Annotated in this window: 16 protein-coding genes; 11 read left to right on the forward strand and 5 right to left on the reverse strand. The window is 64.1% G+C overall.

Annotated elements, in window-relative coordinates; translation table 11 throughout:
- Window positions 1-9 precede the first annotated feature (9 nt).
- Window positions 10-1146, reverse strand: a complete 1137-nt coding sequence (locus tag E5X34_RS21570; RefSeq protein WP_292568701.1) for an alpha-hydroxy acid oxidase — start codon at window positions 1144-1146, stop codon at window positions 10-12.
- A gap of 25 nt (window positions 1147-1171) precedes the next feature.
- The gene (locus tag E5X34_RS21575) at window positions 1172-1975 is read right to left on the reverse strand and encodes an FCD domain-containing protein (RefSeq protein ID WP_292568703.1); all 804 of its coding nucleotides are present in this window, start codon (window positions 1973-1975) and stop codon (window positions 1172-1174) included.
- Between the two features lie 207 nt (window positions 1976-2182).
- On the opposite strand from E5X34_RS21575, the gene E5X34_RS21580 reads away from it, so the two are divergent.
- From E5X34_RS21580 to E5X34_RS21605, 6 genes are all read left to right on the forward strand, one after another.
- A complete protein-coding gene (locus E5X34_RS21580; protein WP_292568705.1) occupies window positions 2183-3505 on the forward strand; it encodes a DUF3422 family protein in 1323 nt (440 codons plus the stop codon).
- Between the two features lie 144 nt (window positions 3506-3649).
- On the forward strand, window positions 3650-5146 hold the full coding sequence (locus E5X34_RS21585) for an FAD-linked oxidase C-terminal domain-containing protein (protein WP_292568707.1): 1497 nt from the start codon (window positions 3650-3652) through the stop codon (window positions 5144-5146).
- A 235-nt stretch (window positions 5147-5381) separates the two neighbouring features.
- On the forward strand, window positions 5382-6650 hold the full coding sequence (locus E5X34_RS21590) for an FAD-binding protein (protein ID WP_292568709.1): 1269 nt from the start codon (window positions 5382-5384) through the stop codon (window positions 6648-6650).
- Complete coding sequence (locus tag E5X34_RS21595) at window positions 6647-7036, forward strand: DUF4870 domain-containing protein (RefSeq protein ID WP_292568711.1); 390 nt, start codon at window positions 6647-6649, stop codon at window positions 7034-7036. The genes E5X34_RS21590 and E5X34_RS21595 overlap by 4 nt, the downstream gene beginning before the upstream one ends.
- A 10-nt stretch (window positions 7037-7046) precedes the next feature.
- Window positions 7047-8375 carry a glycolate oxidase subunit GlcF gene (gene glcF / locus E5X34_RS21600; RefSeq protein ID WP_292568713.1) on the forward strand — a complete coding sequence of 443 codons (1329 nt, stop codon included), beginning with the start codon at window positions 7047-7049 and terminating at the stop codon, window positions 8373-8375.
- 3 nt (window positions 8376-8378) lie between these two features.
- The gene (locus E5X34_RS21605) at window positions 8379-9188 is read left to right on the forward strand and encodes a hypothetical protein (protein WP_292568715.1); all 810 of its coding nucleotides are present in this window, start codon (window positions 8379-8381) and stop codon (window positions 9186-9188) included.
- A gap of 40 nt (window positions 9189-9228) precedes the next feature.
- Here the strand turns inward: E5X34_RS21605 and E5X34_RS21610 are convergent, their stop codons facing one another.
- Both E5X34_RS21610 and E5X34_RS21615 read right to left on the reverse strand, forming a co-directional pair.
- The gene (locus E5X34_RS21610) at window positions 9229-10149 is read right to left on the reverse strand and encodes a bifunctional 5,10-methylenetetrahydrofolate dehydrogenase/5,10-methenyltetrahydrofolate cyclohydrolase (protein ID WP_292568717.1); all 921 of its coding nucleotides are present in this window, start codon (window positions 10147-10149) and stop codon (window positions 9229-9231) included.
- Between the two features lie 364 nt (window positions 10150-10513).
- The gene (locus E5X34_RS21615) at window positions 10514-11254 is read right to left on the reverse strand and encodes a L,D-transpeptidase (RefSeq protein ID WP_292568719.1); all 741 of its coding nucleotides are present in this window, start codon (window positions 11252-11254) and stop codon (window positions 10514-10516) included.
- A 215-nt stretch (window positions 11255-11469) separates the two neighbouring features.
- Between E5X34_RS21615 and E5X34_RS21620 the strand changes: the two genes are divergently transcribed.
- Window positions 11470-12108, forward strand: coding sequence for a DNA-3-methyladenine glycosylase I (locus tag E5X34_RS21620; protein WP_292568794.1), 639 nt, complete (start codon window positions 11470-11472; stop codon window positions 12106-12108).
- Window positions 12109-12203: 95 nt separating this feature from the next.
- On the opposite strand, the gene E5X34_RS21625 is transcribed toward E5X34_RS21620, so the two are convergent.
- The gene (locus E5X34_RS21625) at window positions 12204-12431 is read right to left on the reverse strand and encodes a hypothetical protein (RefSeq protein WP_292317354.1); all 228 of its coding nucleotides are present in this window, start codon (window positions 12429-12431) and stop codon (window positions 12204-12206) included.
- Window positions 12432-12898: 467 nt separating this feature from the next.
- Between E5X34_RS21625 and hisS the strand changes: the two genes are divergently transcribed.
- The 4 genes from hisS to E5X34_RS21645 all read left to right on the forward strand — a co-directional run bounded on the left by hisS (window position 12899) and on the right by E5X34_RS21645 (window position 18263).
- On the forward strand, window positions 12899-14440 hold the full coding sequence (hisS, locus tag E5X34_RS21630; protein WP_292568721.1) for a histidine--tRNA ligase: 1542 nt from the start codon (window positions 12899-12901) through the stop codon (window positions 14438-14440).
- Window positions 14441-14611: 171 nt separating this feature from the next.
- Window positions 14612-15730 (forward strand): ATP phosphoribosyltransferase regulatory subunit, encoded by a 1119-nt coding sequence (locus E5X34_RS21635; protein ID WP_292568723.1) that lies wholly within the window; start codon window positions 14612-14614, stop codon window positions 15728-15730.
- On the forward strand, window positions 15727-16425 hold the full coding sequence (hisG, locus tag E5X34_RS21640) for an ATP phosphoribosyltransferase (RefSeq protein WP_292568725.1): 699 nt from the start codon (window positions 15727-15729) through the stop codon (window positions 16423-16425). Before E5X34_RS21635 ends, hisG begins: the two co-directional genes overlap by 4 nt.
- 71 nt (window positions 16426-16496) lie before the next feature.
- Window positions 16497-18263 (forward strand): AMP-binding protein, encoded by a 1767-nt coding sequence (locus E5X34_RS21645; protein WP_292568727.1) that lies wholly within the window; start codon window positions 16497-16499, stop codon window positions 18261-18263.
- Window positions 18264-18269: the final 6 nt, after the last annotated feature.

Consider the following 18269-nt stretch of genomic DNA (forward strand, 5'->3'; position numbering starts at 1 on the left):
AACAACGCCCTAGCGCCGGAGCTGCTCCTTGCCCATGTCGCCGACGAGGCGCTTGCCGCACAGCGCCATGGTGACATCCATTTCCTTGCGGATGATTTCGAGCGCCTTGGTGACGCCGTCCTTGCCCATCGCGCCGAGGCCATAGAGGAAGGGCCTGCCGATATAGGTGCCCTTGGCGCCCAGGCAGAGCGCCTTGAGCACATCCTGGCCGGAGCGGATGCCGCCGTCCATATGGACTTCGATCCTGTCGCCGACCGCGTCGGCGATCTCTTCCAGCACCGAGATCGAGGAGGGGGCGCCGTCGAGCTGCCGCCCGCCATGGTTTGAGACCACGATCGCGTCCGCCCCGGTCTCGGCCGCCATCAGCGCGTCTTCCTTGTCGAGGATGCCCTTCAGGATCAGCTTGCCGCCCCAGCGTTCCTTGATCCAGGCGACGTCCTTCCACGACAGGTGCGGATCGAACTGCTCATTCGTCCAGGACGATAGTGAGGAGACGTCGCCGACGCCCTTGGCGTGGCCGACGATGTTGCGGAAGGTGCGGCGCGGGGTGCCTGCGATGCCCAGGCACCAGCGCGGCTTCAGCGCAAGGTCGAGGATGTTGGCAAGCGTCATCTTGGGCGGCGCCGAAAGCCCGTTGCGCACGTCCTTGTGGCGCTGTCCCAGGATCTGCAGATCGAGCGTCAGCACCAGCGCCGAACATTTTGCCGCCTTGGCGCGATCGATCAGGTTGAGTACGAAATCCTTGTCGCGCAGCACATAGAGCTGAAACCAGAACGGCTTCTTGGTCACCGAGGCGACATCCTCGATCGAGCAGATGCTCATGGTGGACAGCGTGAACGGCACGCCGAACGCTTCCGCCGCCTGCGCCGCCAGCATCTCGCCGTCGGCATGCTGCATGCCGGTCAATCCGGTCGGCGCGAGCGCCACCGGCATCGCCACCTTCTGGCCGATCATGGTCGATTCCAGTGAGCGGTTGCTCATGTCGACCAGCACGCGCTGGCGGAATTTTATCTTGCCGAAGTCCTCCTCGTTGGCCCGGTAGGTGCTCTCCGTCCAGGCACCGGAATCGGCATAGTCGAAGAACATCTTCGGCACCCTACGGCGCGCCAGGTCCTTGAGATCGGCGATGGTGAGGATTTCGCTCATGATGGGTCCCCGCTAAAATCTGTGCTTAGGAGCGTTTGCGTGTGGGTTCGATATCGCCGGCGTCGGAGCGCTGTCTCAGCCTCAGCCGGGAGACGCGCTGCCAGTCGCCGCTGCGCTCGGCTTCCGCCATCGAGCGCTCGACATAGGTGATGTGGTCCATCGCCGCCTTGCGCGCCGCGATCGGATCGCCGGCCTTGATGGCGTTATGAATCGCCCGATGCTGCTCGAGCAGTGCCTCGCGCGCGCCGGGCACGCCGAACACCAGAAGCCGGTTCTGGAACACGCCCTCGGACAGCAGTCGATAGCAGGAGCGCAGTGTGTGCAGCAGGATGATGTTGTGCGCGCATTCGCACACCGCATGATGGAACTCGACGTCGATTTCCGCCTCGTCGTCGAAGTCGCCTGTCCGGTGCGCCTCCTCCATGCGCGCCATGATACGGTCGAGCAGCGCAAGGTCCTCCGGCGTCGCCCGCCGCGCCGCATATTCGGCCGCCACCGCCTCGATCTCGCGCCGGTACTCCAGATAGTCGGTCACCGCCTTGCGGTGCGTGGAGATGAGGTCCGTCACCGGCTTGGTGAAGAGCTGGCCGATGACGTCGGCGACATGCGTGCCGCCGCCGGGGCGCGTCGTCAGCAGTCCGCGTCCCTCCAGCGCCTTCAGCGCATCGCGCAGGATCGGCCGCGACACGTCGAACTGGCGCGCCAGCTCGCGTTCGCCGGGCAGCCGGTCGCCGGTGCGCAGCACGCCTTCGAGGATCAGGCTCTCGATCTGCTGCACCACCTCGTCGGCGGTGCGCGAATGCTCGATCCTGGAGAAAATGTCGCTCAACGGAGACGCCTGGAGATGGAACGGATGTCGCCCAGATTAAAGCGTCTGTCGTCAACTGGTCAAATTATTTATCCAATTCGCCCAATGCGGTCGGGCCGCCTGCCGCGCGCCGCCATCTCCGGATGCTAATATTAGCTGTTTACGCGTCTCGCCGATTGCCGCAAGACGACCGGGTTGCACGAAGGGTCGAAAACAGGGGGACCAGCCGTGTCCGACGAGATGTCGAGTCTCGAATTCCAGCCGCGCGCCCAAGGCAGCGTCATGGGCTTTCCGGCGCATGAGGGGCGGCCCGGCGCGATCGGCGAGGTCCATGCCCGTCCACACCCGCTGATCGAAAAGCCACGCGTGCTGATCCAGCTTTCCTTCATGACCGAGGCCGGCGCCGCGGTCGACCATGCCGTGCTCTCGGAGCTTTCGCGGCGGCTGGGAATCGCCGCGCCTGAGCGCAACGCGCGCCACCATGCCATGAAATGGGGCAAGGGCTCGCTGCGTTGGGAGCGGCATACGGAATTCTCGACCTATCTGTGGGAGGGGCCGCTGGCAGAGAACGGCCGGGGGCAGGAAGATTCGCCCTTCGGCAACGGCTTCTCGCCCCCAGGCACGGTGATTTCCGGCATCCGCCTCGAAATCCGCAAATGGACGCAGGCCAGCGAAAAACTGATCGCCGGCTTTGATCCGACCAGCCTGTGCTATTCGCTGGTCGAGCGGGGCGCCGCCGCCATCATCACCGATTTCCGCCAGGACGGCGACGGCCTGACCCGCATGCTGGTGCTCGACCGCGGGCTGACGCCGGCCAGCACCGGCGCCTTGTCGCAGCGGCTGATCGACATCGAGACCTATCGGACGCTGGCCATGCTCGGCCTGCCGCTGGCGTTGACGCTGTCCGGCCGTGCCCGCCGCATCGAGGACCGCCTGGCGCAGACCACGCTGGAAATGAAGGCCGTCGAAACCCGTGACAGCCAGACGCTGCTGGCCGACCTCACCGAGCTCGCCGCCGAGCTCGAGGCCGACGCCGCATCCAGCCTCTACCGCTTCGGAGCCAGCCGCGCCTATGACGGCATCGTCACCGAAAGGCTGGAGGCGCTGGATGAAGAGCCGGTGCAGGGTTTTGACACCTGGGCCGGCTTCCTGCTGCGACGCATGGCGCCGGCCATGCGCACCTGCCGCTCGGTAGAGGAGCGCCAGGCCAATTTGTCGCGAAAACTCACCCGCGCCACCACGCTCTTACGCACCTGGGTCGATGTCGAGGTCGAGAAGCAGAACCGCGACCTGCTGGCATCGATGAACAACCGGGCCCGGCTGCAGCTGCGCCTGCAGCAGACGGTCGAAGGCCTGTCCGTGGCCGCCGTGTCCTATTATGTCGTCGGCCTCATCGGCTATGTCGCCAAGGGCGCCTCGATCTTCGGCCACGTCTTCGCGCCAGAAGTCGTCACCGCAGCCTCCGTCCCCGTCGCCATCCTGCTGGTCTGGTGGGGCGTGCGCCGGGTGCGCAAGATGCATTCAGAGCCGGCGAAGCATCCGGGCGAGTAATCTTCCCCTCGATGCGAGGAAGCAGCGGCAGATTGCCGCTGCGGAAGCTGGGCATTACGGTCGCCGCCACATTTGACCAAAGCAGCGTTTGCAACAAAACCGTCAAGCTGGTAAAAGATTTTGACCAGTCAAGCGGGATGACCGATGTCCGGCCTAGCCATGCCCAAGCCAGATGCCGAAACGCTGCGTCGGCGCGCCGAGATCGTCGCCGACATGCGCATCATCGTGCCGGGCGAGGGCGTCGTCGATACGGCCAATGAAATGCGCGCCTTCGAAAGCGACGGCCTGACCGCCTACCGGCAGTTGCCGCTGGTCGTCGTGCTGCCGGAAACGGTGGCTCAGGTCTCGCGGGTGCTGAAATACTGCAACGAGCGCAACATCCGCGTCGTGCCGCGCGGTTCGGGCACCTCGCTGTCCGGCGGCGCGCTGCCGCTGGAAGATGCGGTGCTGCTGGTGATGAGCCGCTTCAACCGCATCCTTCAAATCGACTACCCCAACCGCATCGTGGTCGCTCAGCCGGGCGTCACCAATCTCGGCATCACCACCGCCGTCGAGCAGGAGGGCTTCTACTATGCCCCCGATCCATCCTCCCAGATCGCCTGCTCGATCGGCGGCAATGTCGCGGAAAATTCCGGCGGCGTACACTGCCTGAAATACGGGCTTACCGCCAACAATGTGCTGAGCATCGAGATGGTGCTGATGAATGGCGAGGTGGTGCGGCTCGGCGGCAGCCATCTCGACCAGGAGGGCTACGACCTGCTCGGCGTCATGACCGGCTCGGAAGGCCTGCTTGGCGTCGTCACCGAGGTCACGGTGCGGATCCTGAAGAAGCCGGAAACGGCGCGCGCGCTGCTGATCGGCTTTCCGACCAGCGAACAGGGCGGCCAATGCGTCGCCGACATCATTGGCGCCGGCATCATCCCGGGCGGCATGGAGATGATGGACCGCCCGGCGATCCATGCGGCGGAAGATTTCGTTCATGCCGGCTATCCGCTCGACGTCGAGGCGCTGCTCATCGTCGAGCTCGACGGGCCGAGCGTCGAGGTCGACCATCTGATCGGCCTGGTCGAGGCGATTGCCTACAGGAACGGCTCGACCACCTGCCGCATCTCGCAGTCCGAGCAGGAGCGGCTGAGTTTCTGGGCCGGCCGCAAGGCGGCTTTCCCGGCGGTCGGCCGCATCTCGCCCGACTATTACTGCATGGACGGCACCATCCCGCGCAAGGAACTGCCGCGCGTGCTGGCCGGCATGCGTGATCTCTCCGCGAAATACGGCCTCGGCGTCGCCAATGTCTTCCACGCCGGCGACGGCAATCTGCATCCGCTGATCCTTTACGACGCCAACGTGCCGGGCGAACTCGACAAGGCCGAAAGCTTCGGCGCCGACATATTGCGGCTTTGCGTCGAGGTTGGCGGCGTCTTGACCGGGGAGCACGGCGTCGGCGTCGAGAAGCGTGACCTGATGCCCGAAATGTTCAACCAGATCGACCTCGACCAGCAGATGCGCGTCAAATGCGCCTTCGATCCCAACCATTTGCTCAACCCCGGCAAGGTGTTTCCGCAGCTGCGCCGCTGCGCGGAACTGGGGCGGATGCATGTGCATCGCGGGCAGGTGGCGTTCCCGGATATTCCGAGGTTTTGATGAGGGCTCAACTTCGCATGTCGGCGTTCTGTCGCGCCCCCCTCTGTCCTGCCGGACATCTCCCCCACTTGGGGGGAGATCAGCTGTCATCGCGGCCTTCGCCAATCTCAGACGTTGCAAGTGAGGCGCGGCCGCGGAAGCTGCCAATCTCCCCCCAAGTGGGGGAGATGTCCGGCAGGACAGAGGGGGGCGCGAGGGAACTCGACATATCCTCATTAGGGATGGTCGCGTTGCCATGACCACCTTCAGCCCCTCCACCTCCACCGAAGTCCTCTCCACCATCCAATGGGCGGCCGCCGAAGAATCCCCGCTCGAGCTCCTCGGCCACGGCTCCAAGCGCGGCATCGGCCGTCCGCTGCAGACCGAGCACACGCTCGACCTGTCCAAGCTCACGGGCGTCACCCTCTACGAGCCCGCCGAGCTGGTGCTGTCGGCCAAGGCAGGCACGCCGCTCGCCGAGATCGAACAACTGCTTGCGGAAAACGGCCAGCAATTTGCCTTCGAGCCGATGGACTACGGCCCGCTGCTCGGCGGCGAGCCAGGCCAAGGGGGCAAGAACGGAACCATCGGCGGTGTGCTGGCCTCGAACCTGTCCGGCCCGCGCCGTCTCAAGGCAGGCGCCGCGCGCGACCATATCCTTGGCGTCGCGGCCGTTTCCGGCCGTGGCGAGGCCTTCAAGTCAGGTGGGCGCGTCGTCAAGAACGTCACCGGCTACGATCTCTCCAAGCTGATGGCGAACAGCTGGGGCACGCTGGCCGTGCTCACCGATGTCACGTTCAAGGTTCTGCCGGCCGCCGAAACGGAAGTGACTTTGGCCATCCGCGGTCTGCTCGATGAAGCTGCCGTCGCCGCCATGGCGCTGGCGCTGGGCTCCAGCGCCGAAGTGTCGAGCGCGGCGCATCTGCCGGAGCGCATCGCGGCGCGGGTCGCCGGCGGCAAGCACGGCAGCGACGCGGCGACGCTGCTGCGCGTCGAAGGTTTTGGCCCCTCGGTCGTCTATCGCATCGAGGCGCTTAAGCAGCTGCTCGGCAAGGCCGGGCCGCTGGAAGAGATCGCCGGCGAGGCGTCGAACGCCATCTGGCGCGACATTCGCGATTGCCGGCCTTTCGCCGATGGCGGCACGCGGCCGGTCTGGCGCGTCTCGATGGCGCCATCGCAGGCGCATCACATGGTGATGGCGCTGCGCATGCAGGCGGCGGTCGATGCGTTCTACGACTGGCAGGGCGGTCTGGTGTGGCTGTCGATGCGCGAGGGCGATCCGGAGGCCGATCTTTTGCGCGGCTTGATCCGTAAGCATGGCGGCGGCCATGCGACGCTGGTGCGGGCGTCCGCTCCGCATCGCGCGGCGCTGCCGGTGTTCGAACCGCAGCCGCCGCATCTGGCGGCGCTCTCGGCGCGGCTCAAGGCCGAATTCGACCCGAAGAATATACTCAACCCCGGCCGCATGGCGGCGGGCGCCGGCTCTGCTACTCTTGCCCGATCAACGGAGGGAGCAGCATCATGAGCAATACCGATCCAGGACCGAGCAGCGCACCGCGCCAGACCGATCGCTGGCTAGAGCCGGGCCAGACCAACGCGCTGGTCATCTACATTCTCTACCTCGCCAGCCTCGTCATCGGCGTCACCGGCATTGTCGGCATCGTGCTTGCCTACATCAACCGCGGCAAGGCCGGCGGCTTCGTCGAAAGCCACTACACGTTCCTGATCAGGACGTTCTGGATCGGCCTTCTCTACGCGCTGATCTCGCTGGTCCTGATGATGCTTGTGATCGGCTTCGTGCTGATGTTCGCCGTCGCCGTCTGGTTTATCGCCCGCTGCATTCTGGGCATCCAGGCGCTGCAGCACGGCGAGCCCGTCAGGAACCCGCAGAGCTGGCTTCTGGGACAGTAAGGATTCTCGCGTGCAGACCAATTTCTCCCTTGCTCAGCTTGCCGACCCGCATGTCGCGGAATCGGAAAAGATCCTGCGCAAATGCGTGCATTGCGGCTTCTGCACCGCCACCTGCCCGACCTATGTGACGCTTGGCAACGAGCTGGATTCGCCGCGCGGCCGCATCTACCTCATCAAGGACATGCTGGAGAACGGCCGACCGGCCGACAAGGAGATCGTCACCCATATCGACCGTTGCCTGTCCTGCCTTGCCTGCATGACGACATGTCCATCGGGCGTGAACTACATGCATCTGGTCGACCACGCTCGTGCCCACATCCAGGAAACCTATAAGCGGCCGCTGCTCGACCGGCTAACACGCGCCATACTGGCGTTCGTGCTGCCTTACCCGAACCGCTTCCGCGCCGCGCTGAAGCTGGCCGGGCTCGGCCGGCCTTTCATCGGCCTGTTCGAAAAACTGCCGGCCTTGAAGCCGGTCGCCGCCATGTTGAAGCTCGCTCCGTCCTCGATCTCGCCGGCGTCGCCGAAAGCCTCGCCCGGCACGCATGTCGGGCAGGGGACCAAGAAGCGCGGCCGCGTCGCTATCCTCACCGGCTGCGCGCAGTCCGTTCTCGACCCGGCCATCAACGACACCACCATCTCGCTGCTGACCAGGCTCGGCGTCGAGGTCGTGGTGCCGGAAGGTGAGGGCTGCTGCGGCGCGCTCGTCCACCACATGGGACGCGAGGATCAGGCCCTGGCCTCGGCCAGGCGGAATGTAGACGCCTGGACGCGCGCCATCGAGCAAGGCGGGCTCGATGCCATCATCATCACCGCGTCGGGCTGCGGCACCACGATCAAGGATTACGGCTTCATGCTGCGCCTCGATCCGGCCTATGCCGAAAAGGCCGCTCGGGTATCGTCGCTGGCAAAGGACATCACCGAATATCTCGCCGCGCTCGACCTGCCCGAGCCAGTGCGCAAACCGGGCACCGTCGTTGCCTACCATTCCGCCTGCTCGATGCAGCACGGCCAGAAGATCACGCGCCAGCCGAAGGAGCTTCTGGCCAAGGCAGGCTTTATCGTGCGCGAGCCGCGCGAAGGGCATTTGTGCTGCGGCTCGGCCGGCACCTACAACATCCTGCAGCCCGACATTTCCGCCAAATTGCGCGACCGCAAGGTGAAAAATATCGAGGCGACCGGCGCCGAGATCGTCGCCACCGGCAATATCGGCTGCATCACCCAGATCGCATCCGCCGCGAAGCTGCCGGTGGTGCATACGATAAAACTGCTCGACTGGGCCTATGGCGGTCCGAAGCCGGAAGGTGTTTCCGAGTCCGGCCTGATTGCCGCAGAGTAGAAAATGAGCCTCAAAAAATTGTGGATGGGTGGAATGAGGTTTCGTACAGCCCATAAAGTAGTCGCGGTTGCCTTGCTGCTTTTTTCTTCGTCGGTGCCGAGCGCTCTTGCCGCTGAAACCGCGGAGGACGTCTACAACCTTCCCTGCACGCAGCCTGACCTTAGTGCTGAGCCAGGGCATGTAGGCAAGGAGGCCGTGCGACAGAGTCTGATCGACCCTACCCACCCTGTAGCGATTAATCTTGGACCGCTGAAATTCAAGATACCGTGGGCCTATATCTATCCCCGCCCATTCTCCACTCATCTCAACTGCAATCCGAACCGCAAGACGGTCGGGATCATATTCTGGATACCGGACCTGAAGGCGCCCGAGCGCGACCTTTGGGGAGTACCGGAGTTCCATCCAAGCGAAACGGACAGACCGAATCCGGGGCCGGACGACTCAATTATCAGGGTTACCGGAATGCAGTATTACGGCTACGGTTATCCATTGAAGGAAAGTAGCGCAGATCAGAGAATTGACAGGCTTCTCAGGCTGTATCGTGACGATGACCTAGTCCTGATCGATCAAGATCGCCTGATAAAGATGCAGAACAAATACACAACTAACACTAACGATCAATATTATTTCAAGGATGAGATGGATAGCTTAATGCTATCGTGTACGACTGTGTCTTGCCAAGCGTATCTCGATCTAAAAGACATGAATTTGGCAGCTCAGTTTGCAATACGCCGGGAGGTTTTTAGAAACTGGCGACAGGCTTCCCAAGGTATCAGGGCTTTGCTCGTTCGCTGGAAGATGGCGCAGCAGTAAGTTTATTTTGGCTGACGGGAAGGGATCTAGGCGTCGTGGCTTACTCCGCTGCGAGCTGGTCCGCCACGCCATAGGTGGCGCGGTAAAGCGCGCGCTGGCGGTTCAGCGCCACCATGGTGTTGCGCAAGAGGATCGCCACGGTGAGCGGCCCGACGCCGCCCGGCACCGGTGTGATCCAAGACGCCACTTCCTTGACGCTGTCGGTGTCGACGTCGCCGACAATGCGGGTTTCGCCGTCAGGCCCGACCTCCGAGTTGATGCCGATGTCGATGACAGCCGCGCCCGGCTTCACCATGTCGGCCTTGATCAGCCTGGGCTTGCCGACCGCGACGAACAGCGCGTCGGCGCGCCGCGCATGCGCGGCCACCGAGCGCGTCATGTGGTGGCAGACCGTCACTGTCGCGCCTTCGCTCATCAGCAGGAAGGCGATCGGCTTGCCGACGATCTCGGAATGGCCGACGACGACCACTTCGAGTCCCTTCAACTCGAGGCCGGTTTCCTTCAGCAGCTCGACCGAGGCGGCCGCCGTGCAGGGCGCCAGATCGAGCTGGTTGTAGACAATGTTGCCGATCGAGGCCGGGTGCATGCCCTCGACATCCTTCAGCGGATGCACCGCCGCCTGCAGCGTCTTGATGGGGATGTGCGCCGGAACCGGACGCTGGATGATGATGCCGGTGACGCGCGGGTCAGCGTTGAGGCCGTGGATCGCCGCTTCCAACTCGCCGGCGGTGATGTCGGCGGCGAAGCGACGCTCCTCGAAGCCGATGCCGGCAAGAGCGGCTTTAGCGCGCTGGTTGCGCACATAGACGTCGACCGCGTCGGTATCGCCGACGGTGATCGAGACCAGTTTCGGCGGAAAGCCTTCGGCCGTCGCGATCAAGGCATCTTCGCGCACCGACGCGATGATGCGCTGGGCGACCGGGCCACCTCTCAGATAGCGGCTGTCGTCGGTCCGGGTCATGGCTGGCACCTCTGCCTTCTGGGCAATTTGAGGAGATCGCTAAGCAGCGATGCGTCCAGAATTGCGTACGATCAGGATTTGTGCACTGCAATAGCAGAGGAGCACCGGGAAATCAGCCCCGAAAGCGAAACCGCCTGCTTTCGGGGCGACCTGCCACCGACATGCATCAAGAGAAACTCAAAAACGAAAAGGGCAGCGCGGTTGCCCGCGCTGCCCTTTCGTGACCGGCCGTATCCCCACACGGCCCGTCCCCCGTAAACTCTGCCGCCGGTTTAAGCACATCCCGAAGGATCGCACTATGACTTGTCGGCAACAGCATCGAACTAAAAAGTGCTGCGCCGTCTAACCGGCCGATTCGCTGCGGCTATATCACCTCGACGGTGGTTCCGACATTCACGCGCTCGTAAAGGTCGACGACATCCTCATTGCGCATGCGGATGCAGCCGGAAGACACCGCGCCGCCGATCGTCCAGGGCTGGTTGGTGCCGTGGATGCGGTATTCGGTGGTGCCGAGATAGAGCGCGCGCGCGCCGAGCGGGTTCTCGATGCCGCCGGCGAGATACGTCGGCAGGTAACGGCCCTTGGCGGCCTCGCGCTTGATCATCTCCGCCGGCGGCCGCCAGTCAGGCCAAACCTTCTTGTCGGTGATCTTGTGCGTGCCCGACCATTCGAAGCCGGGCTTGCCGGTGCCGACGCCGTAGCGTCGCGCCTTGCCGTTCTTCTCGACCAGATAGAGGAAATTCTGGTGCGTATCGATGACGATGGTGCCCGGCTTCGCCGGCCCGTCATAGGCAACTTCCTGCGGCAGATAGATCGGGTTGATCTGCGGCCGCATCACCATGCGCCTGGCCGGCTGCTGCACGGCCGCCGTGCGCTGCCGGTCGGGCTGCGCCTGGAAAAGACGCTGCAGCGGCTGCTGCGTCGCCTGCCGGGCCGGCCGCACGATGCCCGGCGCATGGCCAAGCTGCAGCACCCAGGGCGCCGAAAGGTCAGGGCTCACCGTCACCGGCGGCATGTCGGCGTAGCGGTCATTGGCGAGAGAGGTGGTGGCGCCGGCGGCAAGGATTGCCGCCGCGCCGAGCAGGGAACAAAACGCTGTCTTCATTGGAACGCACCTTGATCGTCGGACTCGTGCCGAGAGCGGAGGGCCCTTCGGTTGCGCGATCCTTGGCGCTAAGCGGCAAGCAAAACATGAATCGGAATGCGTAAAATGCGGAACTGTCAGTAAACCTTTTGGTGTGGTTACCGGCCGGTTCAGGAATCTGGTAAAGCCACGGTAAAAGCAGCGCCGAGGCGCATTAACGAATGGATCTGCTGACGATGGCTACGGAAAATACCGGCATTCTCGACGGTCCCGACGGCAAGGCGCGCTGCTTCTGGCACGGCAATTTGCCGGACTATGTCCACTATCACGACCATGAATGGGGCCGCCCGGTAACGGACGATCGCCGGCTGTTCGAAAAGATCTGCCTCGAAGGCTTCCAGTCGGGCCTGTCGTGGCTCACCATCCTGCGCAAGCGCGAGAATTTCCGTGAGGCCTTCGCCGGCTTCGACTTCGACAAGGTGGCGGGTTTCACTGACAAGGATGTTGAGCGCCTGCTCGGCAATGCCGGCATCATCCGCCATCGCGGCAAGATCGTCTCGACCATCAACAACGCCAAACGCGCCCGCGAGATGGTCGACGAGTTCGGCTCTTTAGCCGCCTGGTTTTGGAAGTTCGAACCGGGCCCGGACGAGCGTCCGGAAATCGTCGACCTGGCGCATCTGCGCGCCAATCCGACGACGGCCGTGTCGGTCAGGATCTCGAAAGAGTTGAAGAAGCGAGGCTGGAGCTTCGTCGGCCCTACCACGGTCTACGCCTTCATGCAGGCTATGGGCCTCGTCAACGACCATCTCGAGGGCTGCTACTGCAGGGCGGAGGTGGAGCAAGAGCGCAAGAAACTTAAGCGGCCGAGATGAAGGGTTTTCCCTTCTCCTCGTTCACGGGGAGAAGGTGCCCGAAGGGCGGATGAGGGGCAGCGCCGGCCTTCGAGATTTCGCGGAAAGACTCTAATTCAAACGCTGCCGGCGCCCGCCAAAAACAGCCCGGCCAGGATTGCCGCGACCGCCGCGAAAGCCGGGTATATCACCAAAAGCCCGGTCACCAGCGCGTCGCGAGCGCTCGGCTTGGCCGCCGCAGCCTCGAAAGGCCCTGCCGGATGCTGCGCCGGCTTCAGTGTCGGAACCCCGGCAGGCCTCAGCCTTGCAGTCTCGCCCTCGATGATATCTTCAGCCGTCGTCATGGCCCCGAACCCCTTGTTTCGACGCACTTTATCGTCGTCGATTGTGTCGGCAGCATGCCGCGCTGGTGGCGGAATTGTTTCGTTTTGGTGTGGTTTGTTTCGAGATATGGGCTGGAACCGCAAAACATCCGAAGCCAAGACCGACGCTAATGTTCGCTCGCTCCGCGCCGCCCCTCATCGCCCTGCCGGGCACTTCTCCCCGTATAGTGACGGGGAGAAGGGCGCTGCCGCCGCGGGTTTCGCCAGTCGTCAACGCTGGAGCTGTCGCGCCGGCGCTGAAGCTTCCACCTTCTCCCCGTCACTATACGGGGAGAAGGTGCCGGCAGGCGGATGAGGGGCGGCGCGGCGATTGCAAACCATCGAACTGTTTCCTGCAGGTTTGCAAACGCTTGCCGCACCACTTGGCATGGGTTAGGACACGCCCGCTCCCGATAAGCCAGTGTTTACTTAACGAAAAGACCGATCCCATGGCCGACAAATCCGAAAAGACGAAAGCGCGTTTGCCGCGCGGTTTTGCCGACCGCAGTGCCGAAGACATCCGCGCCGTCGAAAAGATGATGGCGACCATCCGCTCGGTCTATGAGCTTTACGGCTTTGAGCCGATCGACCAGCCGATGATCGAATACACCGATGCTTTGGGCAAATTCCTGCCCGACCAGGACCGGCCGAACGAAGGCGTGTTCTCCTTCCAGGACGACGACGAGCAGTGGCTGTCGCTGCGCTACGACCTGACCGCACCGACGGCGCGCTTTGTCGCGGAAAACTTCGACAAGCTGCCAAAGCCTTATCGCAGCTACCGCTCCGGCTGGGTGTTCCGCAACGAAAAGCCCGGCCCCGGCCGCTTCCGCCAGTTCATGCAATTCGACGCCGACACGATCGGCACGCCGGGCGTCGCCGCCGACGCCGAGATGGCGATGATGATGGCCGATGTCATTGAAGCGCTCGGCGTCAAGCGCGGCGACTATGTCATCCGCGTCAACAACCGCAAGGTTCTGGACGGCGTGCTGGAGGCGATCGGGCTTGGCGGCGAGGAGAACGCGGGGCGCCGGCTGACGGTGCTGCGCGCTATCGACAAGCTAGACAAGTTCGCACTCGAAGACATTCAACTTTTGCTTGGAAAGGGCCGCTGGGACGGCGGCAAGGAAGGCGAGGGAGATTTCACCAAAGGCGCAGGTCTTTCCGACAGTCAGATATCGCAGTTGTTAAACATAACTGGTTGGAAGGCCCAGGGATCGGGCAGCAGCGGGGTGGCTAACGGCCTTACTGTCGACAATTTGCGTCGCGGCTTCGAGCAGACCCCTCTGGTGATGCAAGGTTGTGACGAGCTTGATCAGATACAAATGCTCTGTGCAGCCGCTGGCTACGACGAAACTAAGATATTGATCGACCCCTCCGTCGTCCGCGGCCTCGAATACTACACCGGTCCCGTTTTCGAGGCCGAGCTCCTGGCCGAGATCCCCAATGACGAAGGCCAGATCGTGCGTTTCGGTTCGGTTGGCGGCGGCGGGCGCTATGACGGTCTGGTTTCGCGCTTCCGTGGCGAGCCGGTGCCGGCGACCGGCTTCTCTATCGGCGTCTCGCGCCTGATGACGGCGCTGAAGAACCTCGGCAAGCTGGACACCTCCGACGTCATCGCCCCGGTCGTCGTGCTGGTCATGGACAAGGACACGACAAGCCTCGGCCGCTACCAGAAGATGGTCGCCGACCTGCGCGCCGCCGGCATCCGCTCCGAAATGTATCTCGGCGGCGCCGGCATGAAGGCGCAGCTGAAATATGCCGACCGCCGCGGCAGCCCCGTCGCCATCATCCAGGGCGGCGACGAGCGCGCCAAGGGCGAGGTGCAGATCAAGGACCTCATCGAAGGCGCGCGCCTGTCGGCCGAGATCACCGACAATGCCGAATGGCGCGCCGCGCGCCCGGCGCAGGTGACGGTGGCGGAGAGCGAGCTGGTGGCTGAGGTGAAGAAGATACTCGCGGCGCAGGCCGAGGAGCGGGCACGTGGGAAGTAGAACGCCGACCTTCCCTTCTCCCCTTGTGGGAGAAGGTGGATCGGCGCGTAGCGCCGAGACGGAAGAGGGGTGTTCCAGGGAACGCCCACGTCTCACTTCGCTGGAACACCCCTCATCCGTAGCCTTCGGCGACACCTTCTCCCACAAGGGGAGAAGGGGAGGGCGTGCCGCATGACCTCCCGCCCCGCCATCGCCGCCGACATCGCAAAACTCTTCGCCGCCCGCGACACGCATCCCGTCGAGGTCGCCGTGCTGCAGCCGGCCGACCCGTTCCTCGACATGGCGGGCGAAGACCTGCGCCGCCGCATCTTCCTGACCGAGAGCGAGACCGGCAAGACTTTGTGCCTGCGGCCCGAATTCACCATTCCGGTCTGCCTCGACCACATCGCCAGCCAGGCCGGTACGCCGCGCCGCTATTCTTACCTGGGCGAAGTGTTCCGCCAGCGTCGCGAGGGCGGCAACGAGTTCTTCCAGGCCGGCATCGAGGATCTCGGCGACAATGACATCGCCGCCGCCGACGCCCGTTCGCTGGCCGACGCGCATGCGCTGCTGTCGCTGGTGCTGCCCGGCCGACCCCTCGCCATCACGCTCGGCGACCAGACATTGTTCGAAGCGGTGCTGGCCGCGCTCGGCCTGCCACGCGGCTGGCGCATGCGGCTGGCCCGCGCCTTCGGTTCGGCGCCGATGCTGGAAGCGGCGCTTGCCGATCTCGCCAACCCGCCGCGCAACAGCCAGCTCTCCGGGCCCGTCGCCTTGCTGGTGCTCGACGGTGATGCGGAAGGCCTCGCCGCGCACATTGCCGAAGGCATGGAGCAGGCCGGGCTGTCGGCTTCCGGCGGCCGCTCGCCGGCCGATATTGCGCGCCGGCTGATCGAGAAGGCGCAATTGCGCAGCGTGCGCCTGTCCGATGACGCCTTCTCGGCGCTCAAAGGGTTTCTCGTGATCGATGTCGCGCTCAGCGACGCGACCGCGGCGCTGGAGAAATTCGCCGCCGATGCCGGCCTGTCGCTGGGGCCGGCGCTGGAGAATTTCGCCGCCCGCGCCGAGGCGATCGAGGCGCATGGCCTGCCGATGGCGCAGATCCGCTACGATGCCGCCTTCGGTCGTCCGCTCGACTATTACACCGGCCTCGTCTTCGAGATCGCGGTCCAGGGAGGCGATCGCCCGCTGGTCGGCGGCGGCCGCTACGACCGGCTGCTGACGCTGCTCGGAGCAAAAAAGCCGATCCCTGGCGTTGGCTTCTCGGTCTGGCTCGACCGGATCGAAGCTTTGCGGGAGAACGCCGAATGATCACGTTGGCGATCCCGTCGAAAGGCCGTCTCAAGGAGCAGTCCCTCGAAGTTCTGGCCAAGGCTGGCCTGGCGGTCACCTTGCCTGAGGACGACCGCAAATACCGCGCCCGCATCGACGGGCTCGACAATATCGAGGTGGCCTTCCTGTCCGCGTCTGAGATCGCCGGCGAAATCGGGCAAGGGTCGGTCGATCTCGGCATCACCGGCGAGGACCTTTTGCGCGAGAACCTCGCGGAATGGGAAGCGCGCGCCGAGATCGTCGCCCGCCTCGGCTTCGGCCATGCCGATGTCGTGGTGGCGGTGCCCGACATCTGGCTCGATGTCGACACTATGGCCGATCTCGACGATGTCGCCGCCGATTTCCGCCAGCGCCACGGCAGGCGGCTCAGGATCGCCACCAAATACTGGCGGCTGACGCAGCAGTTCTTTTCGCTCAAGCACGGCATCCAGGTCTACCGCATCGTCGAAAGCCTCGGCGCCACCGAAGGCGCGCCGGCCGCCGGCCTGGCCGACGTCATCGTCGACATCACCACCACCGGCTCGACACTGCGCGCCAACCACCTCAAGGTGCTGGGCGACGGAGTTATCCTCAAGTCGCAGGCCTGTCTGGTCGCTTCAAGGAAGCAGCGTGATGCGGTGGACGAGGCGCAGATGCGCGACATTGCCGCCAAAATGTCTGCACTGGTCGCCTGAACCCATACCTTCGGCGGGTTTTCACCATCCCGACAGGCTGATAGGCTCGATCATTCCGGGAGGAAACGGCGATGGCGATCAAACTCGACGAGCTTATGAACGCCACCAATCTGCGCGGGCACCGCGCGAGCGGCACTTTCATTGCCCCGGCGGGCGGCAAGGCGCATGTCTCGGGCGACCGGTCAGTGCCTTTGCTCGACAAGACCATCCCGGAATTGTTCTCCGACACGGTGAGCAAATACGCCACGCTCGACGCCGCTGTATTCGTCGGTCAGGACAAGCGCTTCACCTGGAGCGAGCTCTCGGATGCGGTCGACGCCCTGGCCGCCGGTTTCCTGGCGCTCGGCCTGGAAAAGGGCGACCGCGTCGGCATCTGGTCGCCGAACCGCTGGGAATGGCTGGTGACGCAGTTCGCCACCGCCCGCATCGGCCTGATCCTGGTCAACATCAACCCGGCCTACCGGCTGACCGAGCTGGAATATGCGCTCAACAAGGTCGGCTGCAAGGCGCTGGTCACGGCGGCCCAGTTCAAGACATCCGATTACCTCGGCATGATCGAGACGCTCGCGCCGGAGATCGCCAAGGCGGAGCCCGGCAAGCTCAAGGCGAAAAAGCTGCCGGCGCTGAAGACCGTCATCCGCATGGGCGACGACAACTCGCCAGGCATGTTCAATTTCGGCGATGTGCTGGCCATGGCCGGCCGCGACGAGCACGACAGTCTCGACCGCATCTCGGAGAGCCTGAGGCCCGGTGATGCCATCAACATCCAGTTCACCTCCGGCACGACCGGCGCGCCCAAGGGCGCGACGCTCACTCACGCGAACATCGTCAACAACGGCAATTTCGTCACCGCGGCCATAAAACTCACCGTTGACGACCGGCTCTGCATCCCGGTGCCGCTCTACCATTGCTTCGGCATGTCGATGGGCACGATGGGCTGCGTGTCGAAGGGCGCGACCATGGTTTTCCCGGGCGAAGGGTTTGACGCCGGTGCGACGCTGAAAGCGGTCGCGCAGGAGCGCTGCACCGGGCTCTATGGCGTGCCGACCATGTTCGTCGCCATGCTCGACCACACGGATTTCGCCGGCTTCGATCTCTCCAGCCTGCGCACCGGCATCATGGCCGGCTCGCCATGCCCGATCGAAGTGATGAAGAAGGTGGTGTCGCTCATGCATATGAACCAGGTGACCATCGCCTATGGCATGACGGAGACCAGCCCGGTCTCTTTCCAGAGCAGCGTCGACGACCCGCTTGAAAAGCGCGTCTCCACGGTCGGCCGCGTCCACCCGCATGTCGAGGTGAAGGCGATCGGCGCGGATGGCGCGACCGTGGCGGTCGGGGAGCCCGGCGAGCTTTGCACGCGCGGCTATTCGGTGATGAAGGGCTATTGGGACGACGCTGAGAAGACCCGCGAGGCGATCGACGCCGAGGGTTGGATGCACACCGGCGACCTCGCAACGATAGATGCCGAGGGCTATTGCAACATCGTCGGCCGCGTGAAGGACATGGTCATCCGCGGCGGCGAGAATGTCTATCCGCGCGAGGTCGAGGAGTTCCTCTACCGCCATCCCAAGGTGAAGGAAGTGCAGGTCTTCGGCATTCCGGACGACAAATATGGCGAGGAACTCTGCGCCTGGATCGTGCTGAAGCCCGGCCAGATCGCGACCGCCGAGGAAATCAAGGCCTTCTGCGCCGGTCAGATCGCGCATTACAAGGTGCCGCGCCATATCCGTTTCCGCACCGAACTGCCAATGACGGTGACCGGCAAGCCGCAGAAATTCCTGATGCGCGAGGCGATGGTGGAAGAACTGGGACTGGTGGCGCAGAAGACGGCTTGAAACGGC

The organism is Mesorhizobium sp. (genome assembly GCF_004963255.1).
In the GTDB taxonomy this organism is placed as follows: domain Bacteria; phylum Pseudomonadota; class Alphaproteobacteria; order Rhizobiales; family Rhizobiaceae; genus Mesorhizobium.

Coding starts and splice junctions, on each gene's coding strand:
- E5X34_RS21570 (WP_292568701.1), bottom strand. CDS start 1,146: ATGAGCGAAATCCTCACCATCGCCGATCTCAAGGACCTGGCGCGCCGT.
- E5X34_RS21585 (WP_292568707.1), top strand. CDS start 3,650: ATGTCCGGCCTAGCCATGCCCAAGCCAGATGCCGAAACGCTGCGTCGG.
- E5X34_RS21590 (WP_292568709.1), top strand. CDS start 5,382: ATGACCACCTTCAGCCCCTCCACCTCCACCGAAGTCCTCTCCACCATC.
- E5X34_RS21595 (WP_292568711.1), top strand. CDS start 6,647: ATGAGCAATACCGATCCAGGACCGAGCAGCGCACCGCGCCAGACCGAT.
- E5X34_RS21605 (WP_292568715.1), top strand. CDS start 8,379: ATGAGCCTCAAAAAATTGTGGATGGGTGGAATGAGGTTTCGTACAGCC.
- E5X34_RS21610 (WP_292568717.1), bottom strand. CDS start 10,149: ATGACCCGGACCGACGACAGCCGCTATCTGAGAGGTGGCCCGGTCGCC.
- E5X34_RS21615 (WP_292568719.1), bottom strand. CDS start 11,254: ATGAAGACAGCGTTTTGTTCCCTGCTCGGCGCGGCGGCAATCCTTGCC.
- E5X34_RS21620 (WP_292568794.1), top strand. CDS start 11,470: ATGGCTACGGAAAATACCGGCATTCTCGACGGTCCCGACGGCAAGGCG.
- E5X34_RS21625 (WP_292317354.1), bottom strand. CDS start 12,431: ATGACGACGGCTGAAGATATCATCGAGGGCGAGACTGCAAGGCTGAGG.
- hisS (WP_292568721.1), top strand. CDS start 12,899: ATGGCCGACAAATCCGAAAAGACGAAAGCGCGTTTGCCGCGCGGTTTT.
- E5X34_RS21635 (WP_292568723.1), top strand. CDS start 14,612: ATGACCTCCCGCCCCGCCATCGCCGCCGACATCGCAAAACTCTTCGCC.
- hisG (WP_292568725.1), top strand. CDS start 15,727: ATGATCACGTTGGCGATCCCGTCGAAAGGCCGTCTCAAGGAGCAGTCC.
- E5X34_RS21645 (WP_292568727.1), top strand. CDS start 16,497: ATGGCGATCAAACTCGACGAGCTTATGAACGCCACCAATCTGCGCGGG.